At 67.9% G+C, this 25,846-nt stretch carries 29 protein-coding genes and 1 pseudogene; 25 read left to right on the top strand and 5 right to left on the bottom strand.

Translation table 11 applies throughout. The annotated features are described in order from the left end of the window. Positions 1-10 precede the first annotated feature (10 nt). The 14 genes and pseudogenes from AB8P05_RS05450 to AB8P05_RS05385 all read left to right on the top strand — a co-directional run bounded on the left by AB8P05_RS05450 (position 11) and on the right by AB8P05_RS05385 (position 12,088). Complete coding sequence (locus tag AB8P05_RS05450) at positions 11-805, top strand: biotin--[acetyl-CoA-carboxylase] ligase (protein ID WP_472759104.1); 795 nt, start codon at positions 11-13, stop codon at positions 803-805. A 32-nt stretch (positions 806-837) separates the two neighbouring features. After that, on the top strand, positions 838-1,611 hold the full coding sequence (locus tag AB8P05_RS05445) for a type III pantothenate kinase (RefSeq protein ID WP_063635030.1): 774 nt from the start codon (positions 838-840) through the stop codon (positions 1,609-1,611). Continuing rightward, complete coding sequence (locus tag AB8P05_RS05440) at positions 1,608-3,323, top strand: ribonuclease J (RefSeq protein WP_472759103.1); 1,716 nt, start codon at positions 1,608-1,610, stop codon at positions 3,321-3,323. The genes AB8P05_RS05445 and AB8P05_RS05440 overlap by 4 nt, the downstream gene beginning before the upstream one ends. Before the next feature lie 71 nt (positions 3,324-3,394). Then, positions 3,395-3,799, top strand: a complete 405-nt coding sequence (gene mce / locus AB8P05_RS05435) for a methylmalonyl-CoA epimerase (protein WP_063635029.1) — start codon at positions 3,395-3,397, stop codon at positions 3,797-3,799. 34 nt (positions 3,800-3,833) lie between these two features. Further along, the gene (locus AB8P05_RS05430) at positions 3,834-4,088 is read left to right on the top strand and encodes a DUF1467 family protein (protein ID WP_149222098.1); all 255 of its coding nucleotides are present in this window, start codon (positions 3,834-3,836) and stop codon (positions 4,086-4,088) included. Positions 4,089-4,110: 22 nt separating this feature from the next. Beyond that, a complete protein-coding gene (locus AB8P05_RS05425) occupies positions 4,111-4,686 on the top strand; it encodes a DNA-3-methyladenine glycosylase I (RefSeq protein ID WP_472759102.1) in 576 nt (191 codons plus the stop codon). Between the two features lie 476 nt (positions 4,687-5,162). Then, positions 5,163-6,065, top strand: coding sequence for a hypothetical protein (locus tag AB8P05_RS05420; protein ID WP_472759101.1), 903 nt, complete (start codon positions 5,163-5,165; stop codon positions 6,063-6,065). After that, entirely contained in the window at positions 6,062-6,529 is a 468-nt protein-coding gene (locus AB8P05_RS05415) for a hypothetical protein (RefSeq protein WP_472759100.1), read from the top strand. The genes AB8P05_RS05420 and AB8P05_RS05415 overlap by 4 nt, the downstream gene beginning before the upstream one ends. Positions 6,530-6,673: 144 nt before the next feature. Then, a complete protein-coding gene (proS, locus tag AB8P05_RS05410) occupies positions 6,674-7,987 on the top strand; it encodes a proline--tRNA ligase (protein WP_472759099.1) in 1,314 nt (437 codons plus the stop codon). Between the two features lie 291 nt (positions 7,988-8,278). Then, positions 8,279-8,566, top strand: a complete 288-nt coding sequence (locus tag AB8P05_RS05405) for a hypothetical protein (RefSeq protein ID WP_472759098.1) — start codon at positions 8,279-8,281, stop codon at positions 8,564-8,566. Position 8,567: 1 nt separating this feature from the next. Further along, a complete protein-coding gene (locus AB8P05_RS05400; protein WP_472759097.1) occupies positions 8,568-9,014 on the top strand; it encodes a hypothetical protein in 447 nt (148 codons plus the stop codon). Between the two features lie 127 nt (positions 9,015-9,141). Continuing rightward, positions 9,142-10,388: pseudogene (locus tag AB8P05_RS05395) on the top strand (lipoprotein-releasing ABC transporter permease subunit). Next, entirely contained in the window at positions 10,381-11,121 is a 741-nt protein-coding gene (locus tag AB8P05_RS05390) for an ABC transporter ATP-binding protein (RefSeq protein ID WP_472759096.1), read from the top strand. The pseudogene AB8P05_RS05395 and the gene AB8P05_RS05390 overlap by 8 nt, the downstream one beginning before the upstream one ends. Before the next feature lie 109 nt (positions 11,122-11,230). Continuing rightward, positions 11,231-12,088, top strand: coding sequence for a dienelactone hydrolase family protein (locus tag AB8P05_RS05385; protein WP_472759095.1), 858 nt, complete (start codon positions 11,231-11,233; stop codon positions 12,086-12,088). Positions 12,089-12,231: 143 nt separating this feature from the next. Here AB8P05_RS05385 and AB8P05_RS05380 read toward each other — a convergent pair whose 3' ends face one another. Beyond that, positions 12,232-12,807, bottom strand: a complete 576-nt coding sequence (locus AB8P05_RS05380) for a cysteine hydrolase family protein (RefSeq protein WP_472759094.1) — start codon at positions 12,805-12,807, stop codon at positions 12,232-12,234. 109 nt (positions 12,808-12,916) lie between these two features. Here AB8P05_RS05380 and crcB point away from each other — a divergent pair, with 109 nt between their 5' ends. The 4 genes from crcB (at position 12,917) to AB8P05_RS05360 (ending at position 15,769) form a co-directional block, all read left to right on the top strand. Continuing rightward, on the top strand, positions 12,917-13,318 hold the full coding sequence (gene crcB, locus AB8P05_RS05375) for a fluoride efflux transporter CrcB (protein WP_455172236.1): 402 nt from the start codon (positions 12,917-12,919) through the stop codon (positions 13,316-13,318). A gap of 109 nt (positions 13,319-13,427) precedes the next feature. Continuing rightward, positions 13,428-14,384, top strand: coding sequence for an RluA family pseudouridine synthase (locus AB8P05_RS05370; protein ID WP_472759312.1), 957 nt, complete (start codon positions 13,428-13,430; stop codon positions 14,382-14,384). Then, on the top strand, positions 14,384-15,070 hold the full coding sequence (locus AB8P05_RS05365) for an HAD-IA family hydrolase (RefSeq protein WP_472759093.1): 687 nt from the start codon (positions 14,384-14,386) through the stop codon (positions 15,068-15,070). Before AB8P05_RS05370 ends, AB8P05_RS05365 begins: the two co-directional genes overlap by 1 nt. 3 nt (positions 15,071-15,073) lie before the next feature. After that, positions 15,074-15,769 (top strand): ATP12 family chaperone protein, encoded by a 696-nt coding sequence (locus tag AB8P05_RS05360; RefSeq protein WP_472759092.1) that lies wholly within the window; start codon positions 15,074-15,076, stop codon positions 15,767-15,769. A gap of 147 nt (positions 15,770-15,916) precedes the next feature. On the opposite strand, the gene AB8P05_RS05355 is transcribed toward AB8P05_RS05360, so the two are convergent. Beyond that, positions 15,917-16,492 (bottom strand): PRC-barrel domain-containing protein, encoded by a 576-nt coding sequence (locus tag AB8P05_RS05355; RefSeq protein ID WP_472759091.1) that lies wholly within the window; start codon positions 16,490-16,492, stop codon positions 15,917-15,919. 95 nt (positions 16,493-16,587) lie between these two features. Beyond that, positions 16,588-17,496 carry a CAF17-like 4Fe-4S cluster assembly/insertion protein YgfZ gene (gene ygfZ, locus AB8P05_RS05350; protein ID WP_472759090.1) on the bottom strand — a complete coding sequence of 303 codons (909 nt, stop codon included), beginning with the start codon at positions 17,494-17,496 and terminating at the stop codon, positions 16,588-16,590. A gap of 282 nt (positions 17,497-17,778) precedes the next feature. Here ygfZ and AB8P05_RS05345 point away from each other — a divergent pair, with 282 nt between their 5' ends. The 5 genes from AB8P05_RS05345 to AB8P05_RS05325 all read left to right on the top strand — a co-directional run bounded on the left by AB8P05_RS05345 (position 17,779) and on the right by AB8P05_RS05325 (position 23,067). Next, positions 17,779-19,356 (top strand): ABC transporter ATP-binding protein, encoded by a 1,578-nt coding sequence (locus AB8P05_RS05345; protein ID WP_455172230.1) that lies wholly within the window; start codon positions 17,779-17,781, stop codon positions 19,354-19,356. Between the two features lie 27 nt (positions 19,357-19,383). Further along, positions 19,384-20,460, top strand: coding sequence for an ABC transporter permease (locus AB8P05_RS05340; RefSeq protein ID WP_472759089.1), 1,077 nt, complete (start codon positions 19,384-19,386; stop codon positions 20,458-20,460). Then, positions 20,457-21,386 carry an ABC transporter permease gene (locus AB8P05_RS05335; protein WP_455172228.1) on the top strand — a complete coding sequence of 310 codons (930 nt, stop codon included), beginning with the start codon at positions 20,457-20,459 and terminating at the stop codon, positions 21,384-21,386. The genes AB8P05_RS05340 and AB8P05_RS05335 overlap by 4 nt, the downstream gene beginning before the upstream one ends. Positions 21,387-21,465: 79 nt before the next feature. Next, positions 21,466-22,542, top strand: a complete 1,077-nt coding sequence (locus AB8P05_RS05330; protein ID WP_472759311.1) for a BMP family ABC transporter substrate-binding protein — start codon at positions 21,466-21,468, stop codon at positions 22,540-22,542. 84 nt (positions 22,543-22,626) lie between these two features. Next, complete coding sequence (locus tag AB8P05_RS05325) at positions 22,627-23,067, top strand: DUF29 domain-containing protein (RefSeq protein ID WP_472759088.1); 441 nt, start codon at positions 22,627-22,629, stop codon at positions 23,065-23,067. A 19-nt stretch (positions 23,068-23,086) separates the two neighbouring features. Here AB8P05_RS05325 and AB8P05_RS05320 read toward each other — a convergent pair whose 3' ends face one another. Further along, a complete protein-coding gene (locus tag AB8P05_RS05320; protein WP_472759087.1) occupies positions 23,087-23,557 on the bottom strand; it encodes a hypothetical protein in 471 nt (156 codons plus the stop codon). 131 nt (positions 23,558-23,688) lie between these two features. Here AB8P05_RS05320 and AB8P05_RS05315 point away from each other — a divergent pair, with 131 nt between their 5' ends. Continuing rightward, positions 23,689-24,387 carry a phosphatidylserine decarboxylase gene (locus tag AB8P05_RS05315; protein ID WP_455172226.1) on the top strand — a complete coding sequence of 233 codons (699 nt, stop codon included), beginning with the start codon at positions 23,689-23,691 and terminating at the stop codon, positions 24,385-24,387. Beyond that, the gene (locus AB8P05_RS05310; RefSeq protein WP_472759086.1) at positions 24,384-25,307 is read left to right on the top strand and encodes a CDP-alcohol phosphatidyltransferase family protein; all 924 of its coding nucleotides are present in this window, start codon (positions 24,384-24,386) and stop codon (positions 25,305-25,307) included. The genes AB8P05_RS05315 and AB8P05_RS05310 overlap by 4 nt, the downstream gene beginning before the upstream one ends. A 30-nt stretch (positions 25,308-25,337) precedes the next feature. On the opposite strand, the gene AB8P05_RS05305 is transcribed toward AB8P05_RS05310, so the two are convergent. Next, the gene (locus AB8P05_RS05305) at positions 25,338-25,673 is read right to left on the bottom strand and encodes a hypothetical protein (protein ID WP_472759085.1); all 336 of its coding nucleotides are present in this window, start codon (positions 25,671-25,673) and stop codon (positions 25,338-25,340) included. Between the last annotated feature and the right edge of the window lie 173 nt (positions 25,674-25,846).

Raw genomic sequence — 25,846 nt, 5'->3', positions numbered from 1 at the left:
CGGCGGAGCGATGTCGTTATCTCTCGAAGCGGAGGCGGCGCGTCTGCGCCTGCCTCCGGGCTTCCAGGTCAAGGCCTTCGACTCCGTCGGCAGCACGAACGACGAAGCGAAGGCCTTGTCGCGTTCCGGGGCACCCGAAGGCACCATCGTCTGGGCCCGCCGGCAGGAAAGCGGGCGCGGCCGGCGCGGCCGGGCCTGGACCTCGCCCGAAGGCAACCTCTACAGCACGACCATCCTGCGGCCCGGCCTGCCGCCCGCGGAGGCCGCCCAGGTCTCCTTCGTCGCCGCACTCGCCATTGCCGAGACAGCCGAATCGGTGTTGCCCGATCCCGGCGGCGTGCGCTGCAAATGGCCGAACGACGTGCTGGTGCATGACCGCAAGCTGTCCGGCATCCTCCTCGAGTCGGAGCCGGCGGCGGATGGCAGCGTGGCCTGGGTGGTGCTGGGCGTCGGCATCAACCTGCGGCATTTTCCCGCGACCGCCGATTACAGCGCGACATCGCTGATCGCCGAAGGGGCGCCGCCGATGGGGGCGGGCGCGCTGCTGGAGGTCTTCGCCGGCCATCTGGCAACCTGGTACGGCCGCTGGCGGGCCCATGGCTTCGCCCCTGTGCGGGAGGCGTGGCTGTCGCGTGCCCGCGGGCTCGGCGGGCCGATCGTGGTTAGGCTGGCCGATCGGACGATCCCCGGCACCTTCGCCGATCTGGACAGCGACGGCGTTCTGTTGCTTGATCCAACAGACGGCGGACCGCGTCAGCGGATCGCCGCCGGGGACGTGTTCTTCACGCCGCCGACCGAAAGCTGATTCCAAGCGACCAGAGCCTTCAGGACCACGCCATGCTGCTTGCCATCGACGCCGGAAACACGAACGTGGTGTTCGCCATCTATGACGGCGACCGCCAGCGCGGCATCTGGCGCACGGCGACCGACCCCAAACGCACCTCCGACGAATACATGGTGTGGCTGACGCACCTGATGGCGCTGAAGGGGCTGAAGCCGGTCGACATCCACGGCGCCATCATCGCCAGCGTCGTGCCAGGTGCCACCTTCAACCTCAAGCGGCTGTGCAAGGACCATTTCGGTTGCGAACCGGTGATCGTCGGCCAGCCAGGGGTCGATCTGGGCGCCAAGGCACTGGTCGACCGGCCGGAGGAGGTCGGGGCCGACCGGCTGGTCAACACGGTGGCCGCCGCCGCGACCTACAAGACCCCGCTGATCGTCATCGATTTCGGCACGGCGACGACCTTCGACGTGGTGGATGCCGATGGGAACTACTGCGGCGGCGTTATCGCGCCCGGACTAAACCTGTCGCTGGAGGCGCTGCAGATGGCCGCCTCCAAGCTGCCGCGGGTGGAGATCCAGCCGCCGGCCGAGGTGATCGGCAGGAACACCATCGCCTGCATGCAGTCGGGCATCTTCTGGGGGTATGTCGGCCTGATCGAAGGGCTGGTGGCCCGCATCCGGGCGGAGTACGGCGAACCGATGCGGGTTGTCGCCACTGGCGGATTGGCTGTTCTTTTCGCCAAGGCTACCCATGTGATCGAACACACCGACAATGAGCTGACGCTCCGCGGTCTCCTCCTGATCCACAAGCGCAACACGGTCCAATGACACAATCCTCCAAGACAGCCGCCGGAACCCATGACGCCCCGGCGGACACCTTCGTTCCGGAGGATGGCGCCCTGTATTTCCTCCCGCTCGGCGGTTCCGGCGAGATCGGGATGAACCTCAACCTGTACGGTCACCAGGGCAAATGGCTGATGGTGGACCTCGGCATCTCCTTTGCCGACGACACCATGCCCGGGCTGGACGTGATCATGCCCGACCCGGCCTTCATCGCCGAGCGGCGGGCGGATCTGGTCGGGCTGGTGCTGACCCACGCGCATGAGGACCATCTGGGCGCCGTGCAGTATCTGTGGCCGGAACTGCGCTGCCCCGTCTATTGCACGCCCTTCACCGCGGCTTTCCTGCGCGCCAAGCTGCATGAGAAGGGCCTGAGCACCACGGTGCCGATCCACGAGATACCGCTGGGTGGCACGGTGGAGATCGGTCCCTTCTCCGTCGAATACGTCACCATGACGCATTCGATCCCGGAGCCGAACGCGCTCGCCATCCGCACCTCCGCCGGCACGGTCCTGCACACCGGCGACTGGAAGCTCGACCCCGATCCGCTGGTCGGCGACACCGCCGATGAGGCGCGGCTGCGCGCCATCGGCGACGAGGGCGTGCTGGCGCTGGTCGGCGACAGCACCAACGCGCTGGTTCCGGGCTCCGCCGGGTCGGAGGCGACGGTGCGCGCCTCGTTGATGGAGCTGTTCGGCCGCTACCGCGACTCGCGCATCGCCGTCAGCTGCTTCGCCACCAACGTGGCGCGGCTGGAGAGCATCGCCGCCGCCGCCGCCGCCCATGACCGCCATGTGGCGCTGGTTGGCCGGTCGCTGTGGCGGATCAACGAGGCGGCGCGGGCCAGCGGCTATCTGACCGGTGTGCCGAAATTCCTGTCGGAGCATGACGCCAGCTATCTGCCGCGGGAGAAGCTGGTGCTGATCTGCACCGGCAGCCAGGGGGAGCCGCGCTCCGCCCTTGCCCGCATCGCCGCCAACGACCATCCGCAGGTGACGCTGTCGCGCGGCGACGTGGTGATCTTCTCCTCCCGCGAGATCCCCGGCAACGAGCGCGCCATCGGCCGCATGCAGAACCAGCTGGTCGCCCAGGGGGTTGAGCTGGTGACGGCGGACGACGCCGCGGTCCATGTCTCCGGACATCCGGCGCGGGACGAGCTGGTGCGCATGTACCAGTGGGTCCGGCCGCGGATCGCCGTACCGGTCCATGGCGAGCAGCGCCACCAGCAGGCCCATGCCGCGCTGGCGGAGGATTGTCAGGTCGCCCACAGCATCGTTCCGGCCAACGGCGAGCTGATCCGGCTCGACGGGGCGGAGGGCGCGCAGGTGGTGGCCCATGTGCGGGCCGGCCGCATGGCGGTGGACGGCAAGCGGTTGGTGCCGCTCGACACCGGCATGATGCGGGCGCGCAACCGCATGGTGAACAACGGCGCCGCCGTGGTGACGCTGGTGATGACCGGGACGGGCGAGCTGCTGACCGCGCCGCAGGTGGCGGTGATGGGGCTGATCGACGAGGCGACCGACCGCGACCTTCTGCTGGACGTGATCGACGCGGTGCGCGAATCGGTGGCGATGCTGCCGAAATCGGCACGGGCCGACGATGCCCAGGTGAAGGAGGCGGCGCGGATCGCCGTCCGCCGCTGCTTCAACGCGTCCCATGGCAAGAAGCCGGTGACGGAGGTCCATCTGGTCCGCGTCTGACGGAAACTGTGTATAACAGGCTTATCAGAGCCCGCTAACGGGCCGAATGGACAGCCAGCGAGAGGACACGCATGATCGGGAAGCTCAACCATGTCGCCATCGTCGTTCCGGACCTGCCGGCGGCGACGGCGCTCTACCGCGACACGCTGGGGGCCGCGGTGTCGCAGCCGGTGGATCTGCCGCCGCACGGCGTCACCGTGGTGTTCGTCACCCTGCCCAACACCAAGATCGAGCTGCTGCATCCGTTCGGCGAGAAGTCGCCCATCGCCGGCTTTCTGGAAAAGAATCCGTCCGGCGGCATCCACCACATCTGCTACGAGGTGGACGACATCCTCGCCGCCCGCGACCGGCTGAAGGAGCAGGGCGCCCGCGTGCTGGGCGACGGCGAACCGAAGATCGGCGCCCACGACAAGCCGGTCCTGTTCCTGCATCCCAAGGATTTCTGCGGGACGCTGGTGGAGCTGGAACAGGCCTGATCCGGCCTGACGGGATGCGAGCGCGGAGAGGGCGATGGACAACTGGGTGACGGCGGTCTTCGTCTACATCGTCGTGTGGTGGGTGGTGCTGTTCGGCGTGCTGCCCTGGGGTGTCAGGACGCCGGACGAGCCGGAGCCCGGCATGGCCTCTTCCGCGCCCGTCGAGCCGCGCATCCTGCGCAAATTCATGATCACCTCGGTGGTCGCCCTGCTGGTGTGGCTGGTGATCTTCGGCGTGGAGCGGTCAGGGATCATCTCCTTCCGCGAGATGGCGCGGCATATGTATTGACCGACTGGAGAGGAGAGGGCGGGTGAGCCTGACCTATTGCGCGGCCGCACCCGGCCATCCCCACCACGGCCCCTACCATGACGGCGAATACGGCTTCCCCAGCACCGACGACCGGGTGCTGTTCGAGCGGCTGGTGCTGGAGATCAACCAGGCCGGGCTGTCCTGGCTGACGATCCTGAAGAAGCGCGAGGCGTTCCGCGCCGCCTTCGGCGATTTCGACATCGACCGGGTCGCCGCCTATGGCGAGACCGAGCGGGCGCGGCTGCTGGCCGATGCCGGCATCATCCGTAACCGGCTGAAGGTCGATGCGGTGATCGAGAATGCCCGCCGCATCGTCGCCCTGCGCGAGACCCACGGCTCCTTCGACGGCTGGCTGCGCGCCCACCATCCGCTGACCAAGGCGGAGTGGGTGAAGCTGTTCGGCCGGACCTTCCGTTTCACCGGCGGCGAGATCGTCGGCGAGTTCCTGATGAGCCTGGGCTATCTGCCGGGCGCACACCAGCCGGATTGTCCGGTCCACGCCGTGGTGCTGGCGCAGAGTCCGCCCTGGAAAGCCGCTGTCGACGACGGCTATCGCGGGTACGAGCCCATGAAATAGGCAAAGGCCCGGTCAGAATGGCGGCATTCGCCGAAGCGCTGGGCAAAAATGCAAAAACTTTGAGCATGGCAGGGTTCTGCCTCTGTTTTGGGCTTGCCATGGCTGCGGCTCGGGTTCACTCTTTTCCTGTGACGAGGGGGGATCTTCCTCCCTTTCCGACGCCTGGTGGCGATTCCTCCCTAAACTCGACAGGCCGCGCCGCATTTGCCGCGCGGCCTTTCTTTATCCGCAATGCAGATGATTCGCCTGCGGACAGGAAATTTCCGCTGCAGGTCCAGAAAACGTTAACGGTTTACTTGTTAGCGTTGCTCGGGCCAACTTGGGCCTGGGGTTTCCCCAATCCGGCCGGATTGGCCGTGAGAACACCGCCGGGAGGCAATAACCGCCCCGGTGGCCGTTTGCATTGGCTGATCGGGCCAGCCGGTCAATCGCCCGCTCCGGCGGGCGTCAGAAGAAGGACGACAGTCGAGGCGCCGATGGCCGCGAACGAAAACGAACGGTTCGATCAGTTCGCCGCGGTTCTGACGACCGAACTGTTGGAGCGGACCAGGAAAAGCATGGAGTTGCTGGCGCCGGATCAGCAGCCTTGCTCCATGCTGCCCTTCATCCAGACGCCGTCCTTCGTCGAATTCTATCAGGAGTTGGTGCGCGTCGGCATCCTGCCGGTGGTGCTCAGCCGCCGTCCGGTCCGCGCCATCGTCGGCGACGTCGATTGGGCGCGCGAGGGGCGCGAATATCTGCTGACCGTTCTGGACGACCGGTCCAACGCCATCTTCACCGCCTGGGAATATGCCTGGGATTCGCTGTGGGACGAGCGCAAGGTCGGGCAGGACGGCGGCGGGGCCGGTGGTGGCGCCAAGCCGAAGAAGGGCTTCTTCAGTTCCCTGTTCAGCCGCAAGCGCGAGGAGAAGGCCGACGGCGGCAACGGTGCGGGTGCTGAGGGCGGCGTGATGGCCGGGCTGCACATCATGCTGACCGAACTGGCGGAGAAGCGTGGTTTCCTGCCATTGTTCCACGAAGACGTGCGCATCCTGAAAGCGTTGCCGCGGCTGAAGCCCGGCCGGGTCGCCCAGGCGTGGAAGGAGATCTCGCAGTACCACCACCAGGAATTCTATATGCCCGAACCGGAGCAGGCGAAGCCTGGCGCGACCTCCGACTGCCTGCAGAAATGGCACTACAATCTGCCGGACAAGATCGGCGAGTTCCTGGTGCTGAAGGCTGCGGTGGACCTGGAGCATGTGAACAAGCCCTTCATCGGCAAATACATCCGCCAGTCGGCGCGGACCCAGGAGGAGGCGGAAAAAGGAATGCCCTACCTGTCGCTCTACTGGAAAGCCATGCGCAACCCGGCCCCGGTGGCCGAGCGGCACACGCTGTGACGGCCCGCAAGACCCTGCGCGCCGGGCTGGCGGCGTGCCTGCTGGTCCTGGCGGCCGGTTCGGCCTCGGCCCAATCGCAGGCGCAACTGCCGGGACCGATCCAGCTGACCCCCGACGCCGCCCGCGACCGGCCGGTGATCGATCTGTCCGTGTGCCAGCGGCTGACACGCCATGTGCCGGCCGCCGATGTGGAATACCGGCCGGGCGTGGATGTGAACGGCCGCCCGGTGGCGCCGGCCGACCTGCCGGGAAGTGCGGGCGCGCAGCCGCCGATCCCCATCGACCTGCCGCTGTCGGTCGATCTCGCCCGGCGGATGGGCATCGCCCTGCCATCGGTGCCCTTCCTGCCCGACGACGTGACGGCGGTCTGGCTCAGCGTGGTGGGCGACCGGCTCTACCTCAACGGCCAGCCGATCGATCCGGGGGCGGAGGAACGCCTCTACGCCTATTGCCGCACCCGGTAGCGGGAGAAGCGGGCGGGGGGCTTACAGTGGACAAGTGCGGGCGACCTTCCTAAAGTCGCTCACCCGCCGCCCGAGTCCGCCCTTTCCTTGCAAGGGGCATGTCCGTGCGGCCTTGTCGAACACCTCGCACACGAGAGCAGAGCCATGCGGCTGTCCAGCTTCTTCATGCCGACCCTCAAGGAGACCCCGACCGAGGCGCAGATCGTCTCGCACCGCCTGATGCTGCGGGCCGGGATGATCCGCCAGACCAGCGCCGGCATCTATGCCTGGCTGCCGCTGGGCTATCGGGTTCTGCGCAAGATCGAGCAGATCGTCCGCGAGGAGCAGGACGCCGCCGGCGCGCAGGAACTGCTGATGCCGACCATCCAGTCGGCCGATCTGTGGCGCGAGAGCGGCCGTTACGACGATTACGGCAAGGAGATGCTGCGCATCACCGACCGTCACGACCGCGAGATGCTGTTCGGCCCGACGAACGAGGAGATGATCACCGACATCTTCCGCTCCTTCGTCAAGAGCTACCGCCAGCTGCCGCTGAACCTCTACCACATCCAGTGGAAGTTCCGTGACGAGATCCGCCCGCGCTTCGGCGTGATGCGCGGCCGCGAGTTCCTGATGAAGGACGCCTATTCCTTCGACATCGACCCGGCCGGCGCCCGCCGCTCCTACCAGAAGATGTTCCTGGCCTACCTGCGCACCTTCGCCCGCATGGGTCTGAAGGCGATCCCAATGCGCGCCGACACCGGCCCGATCGGCGGCGACCTGAGCCACGAGTTCATCATCCTGGCCGAGACCGGCGAGAGCGGCGTCTTCTGCCACAAGGACTGGATGAACCTGGACGTGCTGAAGGACGCCCCCGGCATGGAGGACGACCTGCAGCCCTTCTTCGACCGCGTTACCGCCATCTACGCGGCGACCGACGAGAAGCACGACCCGGCCAACAGCCCGGTTCCGGAGTCCGATCTGGTGTCGGCCCGCGGCATCGAGGTCGGCCACATCTTCAACTTCGGCACCAAATATTCCAAGCCGATGAACGCCGTGGTCGCCGGCCCGAACGGCGAGTCGATCCCGGTGGAGATGGGCAGCTACGGCATCGGCGTGTCGCGCCTGATGGGTGCGATCATCGAGGCCAGCCATGACGACAACGGCATCATCTGGCCGGACGCCGTAGCACCCTTCAACGTCGGCCTCATCAACCTGAAGTCCGGCGACGCCGAGACCGACCGTGTCTGTGCCGAGCTGAACGCGAAGCTTGAGTCGGCCGGGCTGGAGGTCGCCTATGACGACCGCGACGAGCGCCCCGGCGCCAAGTTCGCCGACATGGACCTGATCGGCGTTCCCTGGCAGCTGGTCGTCGGCCCGCGCGGCCTGAAGAACGGCGTCGTCGAGCTGAAGCGCCGCGCCACCGGCGAGAAGGAAGAGCTGTCGGTCGAGGCTGCGCTGGCGAAGCTGCTGGGCTGACCTCCCCGCAAGTTCGATCAAAAAAGCGCCGGCTGCGTCCGGCGCTTTTTTTGTTGGGCGCGAGTCGCGGTCGAATTTGCAGCATTCTGCGCCGCGGGAAGGCGCGCAATGATTGCCGATATTGGTGCCCATGATAACTAGGGCGGTGATTCTCTTACATTTTTCAACTAATATTTGACCGGCCCAGTGGCGTGGGGAAGGATCAAGTTCCGACCAATTCTGTCCGGGCGGCATCCCGAATATGACCGTTCGGCGGGAGTGGAACGTGGAAATGCAATGGGAGATCGATCAATGGCCTTCGCCTTTTCGCCGATTGAGAGCCAGCGCATCAGCCTTACATCCACCAGCACAGGAACCTTCGCGCTGCCGGCAATCGGCCGCAATGTCCGGGTGGCCAATCTCGGGCCGTCGGATGCCCGGATCAAGTTTACCGCGGCCTTCACCTCGACCGGTGTCAATACGCTGACCATCATGGCGCGCACCGTCGAGATTTTCGATCGTCAGGCCAACGGTTTCATCACCGGCATCGGCGTAAATGGCGGGACGGTGCTGGACGTCACCACGGGTGAGGGCCAGTGACATGGCGTTGCGAGCGGTCGCACCCGCTGCGGCGACACGATGGGGAGTGTTCCGTCTTTCCGCCAACCAGACCGCCGGTCTGACGGTCAACAGCCCCATCCGGTTCGACATGGTTGCTGATGGCAACCTGACGCTGGCAACCTATTCCATACAGTTGCCCGAAAATCGGACCTTCCGGCTGACGTCCGGTCTTTCCTTCAGCTTTTCCAGCAACAACGGTTCGGTGCAGACCTGCTGGTACGACCAGACCGCCGGCAAATATGTCGGTGTCGCATCGCAGCACATTCCGCCGACCAACACCACGCCATGGTCGCAGCAGCCGGTCGCTCACGCGGTGATCGGCACCGCTGGCGGGGCGCGCTCGGTCCAACTCCGCATTTCCGCTGCAAGCAGCCCGAATGGCGTGTTCGCGGCGTGGTCCTTCGCAGAGGTGATCGAAATCGTCTGAAGGGCAAACCGACGGACGATGCCACAAGGCAGCCTTTGCGCCGCCTTCCAAGGTGTCCTATCTTCCGGTGGCGAACCTCAAGGTTCGCCACTTTTTCGTCTTCCCCACCGGCAGGCCGGATTTTCTCATGATCTTCAACGCCTTCGAACGCATGGTCGCGATGCGTTACCTCCGGGCGCGCCGCCAGGAAGGGTTCATCTCGGTCATCGCGGGGTTCTCGCTGCTGGGCATCGCGCTCGGCGTGGCGACGCTCATCATCGTGATGGCGGTGATGAACGGCTTCCGGGCGGAGCTGCTGGGCCGCGTGCTCGGCCTCAACGGGCATCTCAACGTCTACAACATGCGCGGCGGGCCGCTGCCGGACTTCGACATCCTGGCCGGCAAGCTGCGCAACACGCCCGGGGTCAGCACCGTCACCCCGACGGTGGAGGGGCAGGCGCTGGTGTCGGTGCGCGGCGTCGCCTCCGGCGCCGTCATCCGCGGCGTGCGGGCGGAGGATTTCCGGGTGCGGCCGACGCTCGCCAACAACGTCATCCGCGGCTCGGCCGAGGAGTTCGGGGAGGACCGCGTCGCCATCGGCTCGCGCATGGCGCAGCGGCTGGGGCTCAGCGTCGGCGACCAGATCACGATGATCGCGCCGCAGGGCAACGTCACCGCCTTCGGCACAGTGCCGCGGATGCGCAGCTATCCCATCGGCGCGATCTTCGACGTCGGCATGTTCGAGTACGACAACAGCTTCATCTTCCTGCCGCTGGAGGAGGCGCAGGCCTTCTTCCGCACCGGCGACGCCGTGACCTCGCTGGAGGTCTTCGTGAACGACCCGATGCAGATCGCGTCCGCCCGCGCCGCCGTGCAGTCCGCGGTCGCGGGGGAGGAAGGGTGGTCGACTGGCAGCAGTCGAACGCAAGCTTCTTCACCGCCCTTCAGGTCGAGCGCAACGTGATGTTCCTGATCCTGTCGCTGATCATCATGGTCGCGGCCTTCAACATCATCTCCAGCCTGATCATGCTGGTGAAGGACAAGGGGCGCGACATCGCGATCCTGCGCACCATGGGGGCGACGCGCGGCATGGTCATGCGCATCTTCTTCCTGTCCGGCGCCAGCGTGGGCGTGACGGGGACGCTGCTGGGGCTGGCGCTGGGCGTGTCCTTCGCGCTGAACATCGAGAGCATCCGGCAGGTCATCCAGGGCCTGACCGGCACCAACCTGTTCAACGCCGAGATCTATTTCCTCTCCCACCTGCCGGCCAAGATCGACTGGAGCGAGGTGGTGCAGGTGACGCTGATGGCGCTCGGCCTGTCCTTCGCCGCCACCATCTACCCGTCCTGGCGCGCCGCCCGGCTCGATCCGGTGGAGGCCCTGCGCTATGAGTGACGCCGTCATGAAGCCGATGCTGGAGCTGAAGGGCATCGTCCGCCGCTTCGAACAGGCGGGCGAGACGCTGGAGGTGCTGCGCGGGGTCGAGCTGACCGTCGGCGCCGGCGAACTGGTCGCCCTGGTCGGCCCATCGGGCGCCGGCAAATCGACCCTGCTGCATATCGCCGGCCTGCTGGAACGCCCCACCGGCGGCACCGTGCGCATCGCCGGCGCCGACGTGTCGAACCTGGACGACGGCAAGCGGACCGAGGTGCGCCGCCGCTCCATCGGATTCGTCTACCAGTTCCATCACCTGCTGCCGGAATTCTCTGCGCGGGAGAACATCGTCCTGCCGCAGATGATCGCGGGCGTGTCAAAGTCGGTCGCCCGCCAGCGTGCGGACGAGCTTCTGCGCATGGTTGGGCTGGAGCAGCGCGGCACCCACCGCCCGGCCCGCCTGTCGGGCGGCGAGCAGCAGCGTGTCGCCATCGCGCGTGCGCTGGCCAACGCCCCGTCGCTGCTGATCGCCGACGAGCCGACCGGCAACCTCGACCCCCACACGGCGGAGCATGTCTTCACCATGCTGTCGGCCATCGTCCGGCAGGCCAAGGTCGGGGCCCTGGTCGCCACCCACAACCTGGACCTCGCGCGCCGCATGGACCGGGTTCTGGAGATGCGCGACGGGCGGCTGGTCGAATACCAGCCGTCGGAACTGGTCCCGCTGGCCGAGGCGGTGCCGGACGCGTCATAGGCCGAAAGCGCGTCGTCCCCCCGGTTGCCAAGCCGGTGCCGTGCCCCCACTCTCAAGCGCGACCGCACCGGCTGAGATGCGGTGTACGCAAGAACTGGGGGCATCGGGGATGGACCAGCGTATCATCGACCTCTACGACGAATACACCCATGCGCCGCTGCCGCGCCGTGTCTTCCTGGAACGGCTGGCGGTGCTGGCCGGCAGTGCGGCAGCGATCCCGGCCATCCTGTCGGCGATCGAACCGAACTATGCCCACGCCGCCATCGTTGGCGAGGACGACACCCGTCTGGCGGCGGAAAAGGTCAGCTTCCAGGGCGCGACCGGCGACGTGGCCGGCTATCTCGCCCGGCCGAAGCTGTCGGACAAGGCCCCGGCGGTGATCGTCATCCACGAGAACCGCGGCCTGAACGCCTATGTCGAGGATGTTACCCGCCGGCTTGCCACCGAAGGCTTCGTGGCGCTGGCGCCAGACCTGCTGTCGCCGCTGGGCGGCACGCCGCAGGATCCCGACAAGGCCCGCGACATGATCGGCCAGCTCGACGCCGACAAGACGGTCAACAACCTGATCGCGGCCATGAGCTACCTGATGGCCTACCGCTATTCCTCGGCCAAGGTCGGCGCCGTCGGCTTCTGCTGGGGCGGCGGCATGGTCAACCGGCTGGCGATCAAGGCCCCCGACCTGAAGGCCGGCGTCGCCTTCTACGGCCCGGCGCCCGACCCGTCGCTGGTCACCACCGTCAAGGCGCCGCTGATGCTGCATTACGCCGGGCTCGACCAGCGCATCAACGCCGGCATCCCCGCCTATGACGAGGCGTTGAAGAAGGCCGGCGTCGAACACGAGATCCACATGTACGAGGGCGTCAACCACGCCTTCCACAATGACACCTCGGCCGAGCGCTACAACAAGGAGGCCGCCGATCTGGCCTGGAAGCGGACGGTGGAGTTCTTGAGGGCGAAGCTGGCTTAGGGGCCAAGTTAGACCCCCACCCTAACCCTCCCCCGCTGGGCGGGGAGGGGACAGGTGCTGATGCGTAAATGCGGCGGCAGTCCCTCCCCCGCGGTCGGACCGGCCTTCGGCCGGCCGAGAGCGGGGAGGTTAGGTGGGGGCAGTCACCGCAACGCCTCTCCCAACACCTCCGCCGTCTCCACCACCGTCGCATATTCGCCGTCCATGTTGGAGAGCGACAGGTCGTGGACCTCGTCCGCCGTCCACACTCTGCCCGATCGGCCGGTTCTGGCGAAGGTGAAGCAGGCGTCGGCGACCAGACGCACGTCGTAGCCCAGGTTCCCGGCCGTCCGCACCGTCGCCTCGACGCTGTTGTTGGTGATGACGCCGGCCACCACCAGCGTGCCGATGCCGCGGCTGTGCAGCCACTCGTCCAGCTCCGTGCCGATGAAGGCGCTGTTCACCCGCTTGCCGATCACCGTCTCACCCGGAAGCGGCATGGCCTCCGCCTTGAAGGCATGGCCGGGGCCGCCGGGGCGGTAGGTGGAGTCGGGTTCCACCGAATCGTGGCGGATGTGGACGATGGGCCGGCCGTCCCGCCGCCACGCGGCCAGCAAGGCGGCGATGTTGGCCTCGGCCTGCGGGTTGTTGCGCGGGCCGACGCGGCTCCAGCGCGGATCGTCGATGGCCTTCTGCAGGTCCACGATCAGCAGGGCGGCATTCCGGGGGAGCGTTTCCATGCAGACGATCCTGCCGCGATTGTCCACCGCGTGACAAGTGGCGCGGTTTCTGGCTCTAATCCGGCGCTCGATGCCAACTTCCAACGTCCTGTGCCGAATCGGAGGCGCCGTGCTCGCATCCCCCATGTCCCTGCTTGCCGTCGCCGTCGGAGGCGCCGCCGGATCGGTGGCGCGCTATCTGATGCTGCTGGCGGTCATGCAGTGGGCCGGCACCCGGTTTCCGGTGGGGACGATCATTGTCAACGTGATCGGCTGCACGGTGATGGGCGTGCTGTCGGAACTGGCGGCGCTGGCGTGGTCGCCGTCGCCGGAGCTTCGGGCATTGCTGCTGGTCGGCGTGCTCGGCGGCTTCACCACCTTCTCCTCCTTCACGCTGGACATCGGCGTCCTCGTCGCCCGTGACGAGTTCGCCGCGGCGGCGGGATATTTCCTCGCCTCGACGCTGTTCAGCGTGGTGGGCTTCTTTGCCGGCCTGTGGGCCGTGCGTTCTCTTGTTCCGGTGTCCCTCTGATGACTGACTCCCCAATCCCGCTGCCGATCACGTCGATACCACGTCGACCGAAGCCAAGAACGGCGACAGCAAGGTCGAAATCCGCACCGTGACGGCCGACGAGGCCGACATGCGGCTCGACCGCTGGTTCAAGCGGCATTTCCCCGACGTGAACCACAGCTACCTGCAGAAGCTGCTGCGCACCGGCCAGGTCCGCATCGACGGCAAGCGGGCGGAGACGTCGTCGCGGCTGGCGGCCGGGCAGGGCGTGCGCATCCCGCCGCTGGCCGCCTGGGCCGCACCGGTCAAGGGGCCGAGCCCGGCGGCTGGCAAGCCCAAGGGCATGTCGGACAAGCAGATCGCCGAGCTGCAGGCGCTGGTGCTCTACCGCGACGCCGACGTGATCGCCATCAACAAGCCGGCCGGTCTGGCGGTGCAGGGCGGCACGGGCACCTCCAAGCATCTCGACGCCATGCTGGACGCCCTGCGCTTCGACGGCACCGAGCGGCCGAAGCTGGTCCACCGGCTGGACAAGGACACCTCGGGCGTCCTGCTGCTGGCCCGCAACACCTTCGCCGCCAGCAAGCTGACGGAGCTGTTCCGCGGCAGTGCCGTGCGCAAGATCTACTGGGCCGCCACCGTCGGCGTGCCGAAGCCCTACCAGGGCAAGATCGACCTCGCGTTGGCCAAGGAAGGCGGCCCGCATGGCGAACGGGTGGCGGAGAACAAGGAAGAGGGCAAGCGCGCCGTCACCGTCTATTCGGTGCAGGAGAATGTCGGCAAGCAGGCGGCCTTCGTCGCCATGTGGCCGCTGACCGGCCGCACCCACCAGCTGCGCGTCCATATGGCCGCGGTCGGCACGCCGATCCTGGGCGACGGCAAATATGCCGGGCAGGGCGCCTTCCTGGCCGGGGCGGAGGTGGCGAAGAAGCTGCACCTGCATGCCCGCCGGCTGATCCTGCCGCATCCGCGCGGCGGCAAGACCATCGACGTCACCGCGCCGCTGCCCGACCACATGCAGGCGACCTGGAAGTATTTCGGCTTCAGCCCGAACCTGCGCGACGACCCGTTCGAGGATTTCGAGTGATGCCGACCCCAGGCAGACCGTCCCTGCGCCTCGCCCTGTTCGATTGCGACGGCACGCTGGTCGACAGCCAGTTCGCCATCATCGACGCCATGACCCAGGCCTGGGCCGAGCATGGGCTGGGCGAACCGGATCCGATGGCGGTCCGCCGCATGGTCGGGCTGTCGCTGGTGGAGGCGGTCGCCCTGCTGCTGCCCACCCACGACGCCGAGGCCCATGTCGCGGTGGCGGAGAGCTACAAGCGCGCCTTCTCCGCCGCGCGCGGGCGGGGCGAGGTGGACGAGCCGCTGTTCCCCGGCATCGTCGACACGCTGGCGGCGCTGGAGGAGGCCGGCGTCCTGCTGGGTGTCGCCACCGGCAAGTCGCGCCGCGGACTGGACGCGGTGCTGAAGGGGCATGGGCTGACCGGCCGCTTCGTCACGCTGCAGACCGCCGATGTCGGGCCGGGCAAGCCGAACCCGCATATGGTCCAGCGCGCGCTGGCGGAGACCGGCGCGGAAGAGGCAGGCACGATTGTGATCGGCGACACGACCTACGACATTCAGATGGCCCGCAACGCGCGGGTGCGGTCGGTCGGCGTCTCCTGGGGCTATCACGCGGTGCCGGAGCTGGAGCGGGCCGGCGCGGACCGCATCGTCCATCGCGGGCGCGACGTCGCCACCGCGGTGCTGGAGCTTTTGGAAGGGTAAGCGATGAAGCGTTTCTACAAGGCGGCGGGGGTCGGCGAGACCGAGGGCGGTTTCCGGGTCGAGCTTGACGGCCGTCCGGTGCGCAGCCCGGCCAAGGCGCCGCTGGTCTTCCCCAGCCGGCCGCTGGCCCAGGGCGTGGCCGACGAATGGGCGGCGCAGGGCGACCAGATCGATGCCCATTCCATGCCGCTGATGCAGCTGTCGAGCACCGCCGTCGACCTGATCCCCGCCAAGCGGCCGGACATCGTCCAAGCCATCAGTGCCTATGCCGGCACCGACCTGCTGTGCTACCGCGCCGAACATCCCCAGCCGCTGGTGGACCGTCAGGCGCAGCTTTGGCAACCGCTGCTCGACTGGGCGGCGCTGACCTACGACGCGCCGCTGCAGGTCTGCGCCGGCCTGATGCCCAAGCCGCAGCCGGAGGAGGCGCTGGCCGCCCTGCGGCGGGTGGTGGAGCGGACGGACGACTGGTATCTGTCGGCGCTGCAGACGGCGACCGGCGTCTGCGGCTCCATCGTCGTGGCGCTGGCCCTTCTGGAAGGGCGTCTCAGCGCGGAAGAAGCTTTCGAGGTCTCGCAGCTGGACGAGACCTACCAGATCGAACAGTGGGGCGAAGACGCCGAGGCCACCAAGCGCCGCACCAACGTGCGTGCGGAGATCGTGGCCTGCCGGCGCTTCGTGGATCTGCTGCGGGGGTAGGTTGCTGGGATGGAGGCCCCCTCCCTCCCACGGCTCCGCCGCGGGTCCCTCCCTCCCCCGCCTAGGCAGGAGAGGGGGGATTTCCGATAGCGGCGGCAGTCCCCTCTCCCTCGAAGAGGGGGAGGGTTAGGGAGGGGGAAAGCGGCGTTACTTCGCCGTGCTGCTGCCGGTGGTCCCGGTCGAACCGGCGGTCGGGGCGGCGCCCGGCGCCATCTTTTCGTCCTCGGCCGGCTTCCGGTTCTTGTTCAGCGACGTCATGGTGTCGTCGTACTTGAACTCCGGCATCGCCTTCACGTCGTCGCGGCTCATGCCGGCGAGGTTCAGGCGGTTGTTTTGCGAATCCCAGTTGGCAGCGGTGTAGTCGACCGCGACCTGCTTCTCGCCGATGCCGAGGAAGCCGCCGGAGCTGACCACCAGCTGCTTGGCCTGCCCGTTGGCGTCGAGGATGACGTCGTCGACCTCACCGATCTTCTCGTTGTCGCGGCCGTAGACGTTCTTGCCGATCAGTTCGTCGGCGCTGGCCAGCTGGCCGCCGGTGGCGCCGGTGGTGGCCGCCGTGCTGCCGGCCGTGCTGCCGGTGGTCGCGCTGTCCGGCGCGGCGGTGTTCGACATGCTGGAGGTCGACGAGGACGGGTTGCCCACGGTCGGCGAGGTGGTCTGCGCGACGGCGGCGCCGGAGAGCAAAGCCAGCGTGGCGGCGGTGGCGATCAGGGTGCGACGCATGGGGTGGCTCCTTTGTCGTTGTGTCGAAAGACACCGGTACAACAGGCCCAAGTCGCGTTTTGATCTAACCTTCCGTGAACTCTTTCGGTGTGGGACTAGCCCTTCGTGGTAGGGTCCCAGTCCGGCTCACTGGGCGTCAGCGTCGCTGCACCTGCCTGGAAGCGCAGCCCGTTCTCGGCCGCGCGCCGCACCTCCTCCAGCCGCAGCAGGGCGAGCGCCGCGCCGCCATGGACGCTGCGGACCTCCCCGGCCTCCTTGCCGTCCAGCGTCACCGGGCTGCCGGGCTCCGGCGCCGGCCCGTCGATGGCGGCGGGGAACAGCTTCTTCTTGATGAGGGCGCGGTACTTGGTGCGGGCGGTCAGCTCCTGCCCCATGTAGCAGCCCTTGTCCCAGGAGATGGCGTTCAGCGCGTCCATCCGGTTCTCCAGGGGAATCGACTTCTCCGGGATCAGTTCGCCGCTGCCGTCCGGCACGCCCAGCGACAGGCGAAGGCCGTCATAGTCCGCGGCATCCCGTCGCACCAGCCCGGCCTCCTCCAGCGCAGGGATGCCCTCCGCCGGCAGGAAAAGGCGGGCGCCGAGCGCCGGCAGACGGGGATCGATGAAGGCGATGCCGCCGCCGAAGGGCCGCGCCGCGCCGGCTTCCGCCGGCAGGCCGAGCGCCGCCAGCGCGCCGTCGCCGAAGGCCACGACGACCTGCAGTGCCCCGGCCCGGTCCTCCAGCGCGATCTTCGAGCGCAGCTTGTACATCTTCAGCCGGCGCAGCAGGTCGGCCCGCCGGTCCGTCTCCGGATCGAGCAGCAGGGCGGTGTCCGAACCCGACTCGACGACGGTGAAATCATGCAGGAACTTGCCCTGCGGGGTCAGGAACAGGGCGTAGGCGGCATGGTCCGGGGTGACGCGCAGCATGTCGTTGGACACCAGCCCCTGCAGGAAGGCCTTGCGGTCCTCCCCCGTCACCGCAACCACGCTCCGCCGGTCCAGCACCGCGTAACCCGCCGACATCCTTGCCTCCGCCTAATCCGGTCGGCAAAACCGCCGACCATCCGGAGTGTTGGTCCGAACGTGCCGGCTGGCAAGGGTCTGCCGCATCGCAGCAGCCCCCCGGGCGAAAGGCTGGGTTGCCGCCGCGGACTGTGGCATGATGACCAAAGCGGCAAATGCATTGCGTATAGGCAGAGGATCGGCTGTTGACGGCCGGTGGTGCCACCGGATTACTCTGTTGGTAGCGGTGGCACGGCTTTGGCATTGCCATGCAGGTTTGACCTTATCCCGGATTTCCCCTCCTTGCCTTCGCACGCCGAGACTATTCCCCCGGACGCTCCGCCGCCCCGCCTGGAGTTGCGCGGCATCACCAAGCGATTCCCCGGATGCCTCGCCAACGACCATGTCGACCTCGTCCTCCAGCCGGGCGAGATCCACGCGCTGCTGGGTGAGAACGGCGCCGGCAAGTCGACCCTGGTCAAGATGATCTACGGGGTGCTGCATCCCGATTCCGGAACCATGCTGTGGCAGGGGGCGGAAACGACCGTCCCCGATCCGGCCGGCGCCCGGCGGCTGGGGATCGGGATGGTGTTCCAGCATTTCTCGCTGTTCGACACGCTGACGGTGACGGAGAACATCGCGCTCGGCCTGGACGATGCCGGCCGGATGGACGATCTCGCCGCCCGCATCCGCAGCGTGTCCGAGCGGTACGGCCTTGCGCTGGATCCCGAACGCCACGTCTTCCACCTGTCGGTGGGCGAGCGGCAGCGGGTGGAGATCGTGCGCTGCCTGCTGCAGGACCCGAAGCTGCTGATCATGGACGAGCCGACCTCCGTCCTGACGCCGCAGGAGGCCGCCAAGCTGTTCGAGACGCTGCGCGTCCTGGCGGCGGAGGGCTGCACGATCCTCTACATCTCGCACAAGCTGGAGGAGATCCGCGCGCTGTGCAGCCGCGCCACCGTGCTGCGCGCCGGCAAGGTGGTGGGCGCCACCGACCCGCGGCAGGAGACCGCGCGCAGCCTTGCCGAGATGATGATGGGGGCGGAGCTGTCCACCCCCGAACGACCGCCGCAGGGTGCCGCCGGGGCCGCGCGCCTGTCGGTGCGCCACCTGTCCACCACCTCCGACAACCCCTTCGCCACCAACCTGAAGGATGTCAGCTTCGAGGTGCGGGCCGGCGAGATCCTGGGCATCGCCGGCGTCGCCGGCAACGGGCAGGCGGAGCTGATGGCCGCGCTGAGCGGCGAGATGCTGATCGCCGACGCCGGCGCCGTGGTGATCGAAGGCACGTCTGCCGGGCATCTGGGGCCGCGGGCGCGCCGTTCGCTGGGCCTCGCCTTCGTGCCGGAGGAGCGGCTGGGCCGCGGCGCCGTGCCGGAACTGAGCCTGTCGGAGAACGCGCTGCTGTCGGGCTATGCCCGCGAACCGCTGGTGCGCGGCGGCATGGTCCATTTCGGCCGGGCGCGGGCCTATGCCGAGACGATCATCCGCGGCTTCAACGTGGTCGCCCATGGCCACCGGGCGGAAGCGCGCTCGCTGTCGGGCGGCAATCTGCAGAAGTTCATCATCGGCCGCGAGATCCTGCAGAAGCCCAAGCTGCTGGTCGTCGGCCAGCCGACCTGGGGCGTCGATGCGGGCGCCGCGGCGGCGATCCACAAGGCGCTGATCGGGCTGGCGCGCTCGGGCGCCGCGGTTCTGGTCATCAGCCAGGATCTGGACGAGCTGTTCGTGCTGAGCGACCGGATTTCCGTGCTGTTCCACGGCCGCCTGTCCGACAGCCGGCCGACGCACGAGACGACGGTGGAACGCATCGGCCTGCTGATGGGCGGCCTGTTCGGCACGCCGCCGGACGAAGACGGGGAGATCACGCGTGCGGTCTGATGGTTTCGTGAACGCCGGAGACGCCGCATGAGCCTCATCCGTCTGGAACCGCGCGGGCAGGCGTCGAAGACCATGGTCTACGTCACGCCGCTGCTGGCGGTGGCGCTGACCCTGCTCAGCGGATTCATCCTGTTCCTGGCGCTGGGCTTCGATCCGGTGAAGGCGCTCCATGCCTTCTTCATCGCGCCGCTGACCTCGGTGCGCGGGCTGGGCGAGCTGGTGGTGAAGGCCACCCCGCTGGTGCTCTGTGCCGTCGGCCTCGCCATCGGCTTCCGCGCCAATGTCTGGAACATCGGTGCCGAAGGGCAGCTGACGCTGGGCGCCATCACCGGCGGCGGGCTGGCGCTGGCCTTCTATGGCGAGGGCGGCTGGTGGCTGTTGCCGATGATGGTGATCGGCGGTGCGGTCGGCGGTGCTGTGTGGGCGGCGGTTCCGGCCTTCCTGCGGCTGCGCTTCAACGCCAGCGAGATCCTGACCAGCCTGATGCTGAACTATGTGGCGCTGCTGCTGCTGAACTATCTGGTCCACGGGCCTTACCGCGACCCCGACGGCTTCGCCTTCCCGGAGTCGCGGCTGTTCGAGGCCGACGCCGTGCTGCCGATCCTGTGGAGCGGCACCCGCGTGCATCTGGGCGCACTGTTCGCCCTGTTGGCGGTGGCCGGCGGCTGGCTGCTGATCGCGCGGACCTTCATCGGCTTCCAGATCAAGGTGATCGGCCTGACCCCGGCGGCCGCCGGCTATGCCGGTTTCGACCAGAAGCGGATTGTCTGGCTGGCCCTGCTGCTGTCGGGCGCCCTGGCCGGCATCGCCGGCATGGGCGAGGTCGCCGGCCCGATCGGCCAGATCACTGCCGGCATCTCGCCGGGCTACGGCTATACCGCCATCATCGTCGCCTTCCTGGGCCGCCTGCATCCGGTCGGCATCCTGCTGGCGGCGCTGCTGATGGCGCTGTCCTTCATCGGCGGCGAGGCGGCGCAGATCGCCATGGGCCTGCCCAAGGCCATCACCGGAGTGTTCCAGGGCATGCTTCTGTTCTTCCTGCTGGCGAGCGACGTGCTGATCCGCTACCGGGTCCGCTTCGGGGCGCGGAGGGCCGCGGCATGAACGACCTCGCTCTGATCGGGCCGATCCTGGCGGCCATGTTCGCCGCCGCCACGCCGCTTCTGTTCGCCGCTCTCGGTGAACTGGTGGTGGAGAAATCCGGCGTCCTCAATCTGGGTGTCGAGGGCATGATGCTGGTCGGCGCCGTCTGCGGCTTCGCCGTGACGATCCAGACCGGCAGCGCCGTCACCGGCTTCCTGGTCGCGGCGCTGGCCGGTGCCGCCACCGCCTCGCTGTTCGCCGTGCTGACCCTGTTCCTGCTGGCCAACCAGGTGGCGACCGGCCTTGCGCTCACCCTGTTCGGCGTCGGCCTGTCGGCGCTGATCGGGCAGGGCTTCGTCGGCATCCCGCTGGAGGGGCTGCCCAAGCTGTACATCCCCGGCCTGACCGACCTGCCGGTGGTGGGGCAGGCGCTGTTCGGGCAGGACATCATGGTCTATCTGGCGGTCGCCGCGGTGCCGCTGGTCCATCTGTTCCTCTACCGCACCCGCGCCGGGCTGGTGCTGCGCGCGGTGGGGGAGAACCACACCGCCGCCCATGCGCTGGGCTACAAGGTGCTGCGCATCCGCTTCCTGGCGGTGCTGTTCGGCGGCGCCATGGCCGGGCTGGGTGGCGCCTTCCTGTCGATGGACTACACGCCGATGTGGGCGGAGAACATGACGTCCGGCCGCGGCTGGATCGCGCTGGCGCTGGTGGTCTTCGCCACCTGGAAGCCGGTGCGCGCCATGCTGGGCGCCTGGCTGTTCGGCGGCGTCACCATCCTGCAACTGCACGTTCAGGGGCTGGGCATCGACGTGCCGTCGCAGCTCTTGTCGATGCTGCCGTATCTGGCTACCGTTCTGGTCCTGGTGCTGATTTCGCGGGACGTCGCCCGCATCCGCCTGAACGCGCCGGCCTGTCTGGGAAAACTGTTTCATCCCGATGCTTGACGCGTCGTTTTGAAATCGAAACAAAGCCCATATCACACAGATATCAAGAACAAGGAGCTTCGACGTGAACAGAAGGACGATGGGCAAGGCGGTGCTGGGTCTGGCCGGTGCCGCCATCGCGCTGAGCGTAGGCATGGGCTCCGCCCTGGCGCAGGACAAGCTGAAGGTCGGCTTCGTCTATGTCGGCCCGGTCAGCGACCACGGCTACAGCTATCAGCACGACCAGGGCCGTCTGGCCGTGGAGAAGGCGCTGGGCGACAAGGTCACCACCACCTTCGTCGAGAATGTGCCGGAAGGCGCCGACGCCGAGCGCGTGATCGAGCAGCTGGCCGCCAGCGGCCACAAGCTGATCTTCACCACCTCCTTCGGCTTCATGAACCCGACGCTGAAGGTGGCCAAGCGCTATCCCGACGTGAAGTTCGAGCACGCCACCGGCTACAAGCGTGCCGAGAACGTGGCGACCTATTCCGGCCGCTTCTATGAGGGCCGCACGGTCATCGGCGCCATCGCCGGCAAGATGACCAAGTCGAACATCATCGGCTATGTCGGTTCCTACCCGATTCCCGAGGTGGTCGGTGGCATCAACGCCTTCACCATCGCGCTGCGCGAGCAGAACCCGAAGGCCGAGGTCCGCGTGGTGTGGGTCAACAGCTGGTACGACCCCGGCAAGGAGGCCGAGGCGGCCAAGGCGCTGATCGACCAGGGCGCCGACGTCATCGTCCAGCACACCGACAGCCCGGCCCCGATCCAGACCGCGCAGGAGCGCGGGCTGTGGTCGGTCGGCCAGTCGTCCGACATGACCCGTTTCGGTCCGAAGTCGCACCTGACCGCGATCGTCGAGGACTGGAACGGCTACTATGTCCAGCGCGTCAAGGCGGTGCTGGACGGCAGCTGGAAGCCGATCGACACCTGGGGCGGCATCAACACCGGCATGGTCGAACTGGCCCCCTACAACCCGGCCATTCCGGCCGACGTCGTGAAGATGGCCGACCAGCTCAAGGCCGACATCGTGACGGGCAAGCGCCACTCCTTCCAGGGCCCGGTCAAGGACCAGGCCGGCAAGGTCGTGATCCCGGAAGGCAAGACCGCCACCGACGAGCAGATCCTGAAGATGGACTGGTACGTCGAGGGCGTGCAGGGCAAGGTTCCGAAGTAAGCACGCGCGATGCGCGGCATCGGGTCGGGGACGTAAGCCTCCGGCCCGAGGCCCGCGCGCGGCGGCGATGTGGGGAGGTGGGCCATGGACGGAAGCAGCCTCTACGACCGCGATTTCTACGCCTGGGCGAACGAACAGGCGGCCCTCCTGCGGGCCGGCAAACTCGACGCGGCGGACATCGAGCACATCGCCGAGGAGATCGAGAGCATGGGCAAGACCGAGAAACGCGAGTTGATCAGCCGGCTGCGCGTGCTCTTGCACCATCTGCTGAAATGGGCACATCAGCCGGCGCGGCGCGGGAACTCCTGGCGTCTGTCCGTCGCCAACAGCCGCGACGAGATCGAGACGCACCTGCGCGACAATCCAAGCCTAAAATCGAAACTCGACGAATCGATTGCCGACGCATACCGCTTGGCGCGGCGTGATGCCGCTGCCGAAACAGGCTTCGACGAAGCGGTTTTCCCGGTGCATTGCCCGTGGAGCTTCGCCCAACTTATGGATGAGGCGTTCTGGCCGGAGGGCTGAAGGCGTCCGGCCGTCCCGTTTACAGATACTCCCCCAGCAGCCGCAGGAACGGACGCGCTTCCTGCAGGACCAGGGTGGTCTGGTGGAACAGGTCCTCGGGCGAGGCGTGGTGTTCCAGCCTGATTTCCGAGAACAGGATGATCTTCTGCCCGCCCTGGACGATGAAGCGGACGGTGGGCAGTCCCTCGATCCCGCGCAGGACCGCCAGCAGGGCGCGGCGGCGCTCCGGCGCCTGGGCGGTGTAGGGCACATGGCCGACATCGGCCCAGATCTGGCAGATCGACCCGCCGCCTTCCTCTTCGCTCTCGTGGCGGACGGCGACGTTGAAGGGCAGGCCGTCGGCCATGAAGGTCAGCTTGCAGGGGCGGGGCGGCTTGGCGATGCCCAGCACGCCTTCCGGCGTCATCTCGATGGAGCCGGGGCTGATCGGCAGGGCGCCGTCGGGCACCTCGGCCAGCGATTGAATGGTCTTCAGATCGGGAACGGACAAGGCGGTACGCTCGGCTTCAGGGGCGACGGAGACGACAGCATGGGCTTCGCCAGCTAAAATTCTGTAAAGGCTCGGAACGCGCGTCTAGAATGGCTGTTCGCTGTGGTCTGAAAATACGAAGAAAGCAGGCGATGTCCGCCATCGATACCGTCGTCGTCCCCATCCACCGTGCCGGCTGGCCCTTCATCGCCGGTTTCGCCGTGGTCTCCCTGGTTCTCGGTCTCGCCGTCTGGGCGCCGCTCGGCTGGATCGGGCTGGTCCTCACGCTCTGGTGCGCCTACTTCTTCCGCGATCCCGACCGCGTGACGCCGACCCGGCCCGGCCTGCTGGTCAGCCCGGCCGACGGGCGCGTGACGATGATCGTCCAGGCCGTGCCGCCGAAGGAACTGGGCATGGGCGACAAGCCCCTGACCCGGATCAGCGTGTTCCTCAACGTCTTCAACGTCCACGTCAACCGCGTGCCGGCCGACGGCACCATCGTGGCGGCCGAATACCACAAGGGCACCTTCGTCAACGCCGCGCTGGACAAGGCCAGCGACGAGAACGAGCGCATGGCCTTCCGCCACCGCCTGCCCGACGGGCGCGAGATCGCCTATGTCCAGATCGCCGGTCTGGTGGCGCGCCGCATCCTGTGGTGGGTCAAGGCGGGGCAGGAGGTGAAGGCGGGCGAGCGGTTCGGCCTGATCCGATTCGGCAGCCGCACCGACATCTACCTGCCGGACGGCGTCGCCCCGCTGGTCTGCGTCGGCCAGACCGCCATCGGCGGCGAGACGATCCTGGCCGACCTGGACGGCACGGAACCGCAACGGCAGGGGGATGTGCGGCGATGAAACGACCGCCCGTCTTCCGCCAGCAGATCTTCCGCCCGCGCCGGGCGCGCCGCCCCGGCCGGCCGCACCCGCGGCTGAAGGGGCTGTCGATCAACCACCTGCTGCCGAACGTCCTGACGGTGCTGGCGCTCTGCTCCGGCCTGACCGCGATCCGATTCGCCATGCAGGAGCGGTGGGAGCCGGCGGTCATCGCCATCGTCATCGCCGCCATCCTGGACGCGCTGGACGGCCGGATCGCCCGCCTGCTGAACGGGCAGAGCAAGTTCGGCGAGGAGTTGGACAGCCTGTCCGACGCCATCAGCTTCGGCGTCGCGCCGGCCTTCATGATGTATCTGTGGGGGCTGAACGGGGCGGGGAGCCTGGGCTGGATCGCCTCCATGGCCTATGCCGTGTGCTGCGCGTTGCGCCTTGCGCGCTTCAACTCGCGACTCGGCGTGGTCGACCTGCCGCCCTGGGCCTACAACTACTTCACCGGCGTTCCGGCGCCGGCCGGCGCCGGTCTGGTCCTGCTGCCGATGATCCTGGGCTTCGAGATCGGGCCGCAGTTCCTCGGCCATCCGGCGGTGATCGTGCCCTGGACCCTGCTGATCGGCGGGCTGATGGTCAGCACCCTGCCGACCTTCTCCTTCAAGGGCGCCCGCGTGCCGGCCCAATGGGTGGTGCCGGCTCTGGCCGGCGTCGGCCTGCTGGCGGCGATGCTGGTCAGCCAGCCCTGGTGGACGCTGTCCATCGTCGGGCTGGCCTATCTGTCGATGCTGCCCTTCTCCGTCCTCCAGTTCCGCAAACTGCAGAGTGCCGCGGAACTGATGCGGACGGAGATCGAGGAACCCGGCCCTGAGCCGGCGGCGTCCGAGCCTTCGCCGGAGCCGCAACAGCCGGACGCCGCCGTGCCGGGAGAGGAGCCGCGGAAGCCGGTCTGACCGGCTTTCCGACCGTTACTCCCGCAGCCGTTACTCCGCCGCAACCAGTTCCGCGGCGGAGGCGGTGGCGGCAAGCTCCGCAACGGTGACCCGCGCCACCATCGGGATCTGTCCCAGGCAGCGGCCGATATGGTCGGTCTCCGCCTGGGGCAGGTCGCCCACTTCCATTGCGATGGCGAGCCTATCGTCGGTCAGGCGGCTGTGCAGGGCGAGCGGAACCAGCCCGCGCTTCGCGACGAATTCCAGAACGCGGGGCAAGGTGCCGGGATCGGCATCGGCGACCAGGGAAAAGGCGACCCGGCGGCCGGGCGCGGTGGCGCGCGCGTCCGGAGCGGACGCAACGGCGGTGTTCACGGTGTTGGACATGGCGTGATCGTGCCTTCAGACGGTTCTGCGAAACGGACGAGCGAAATCCCCGGCTCTCAAAGGAGAACCGGGCCGCTAATTCGCAGAATGCCGTCGAAGCGATGCATGATCATGATGCCAGCCTAAGCCGCCGCGGCCGGTCCGTCAACAGGGGCCGACCGGCCGAAGAACCG

This window comes from Azospirillum sp. VT-I1 (assembly GCF_055698305.1).
Note: the sequence above shows the minus strand (reverse complement) of the source record. Positions and strands in the feature narration are given on the sequence as shown.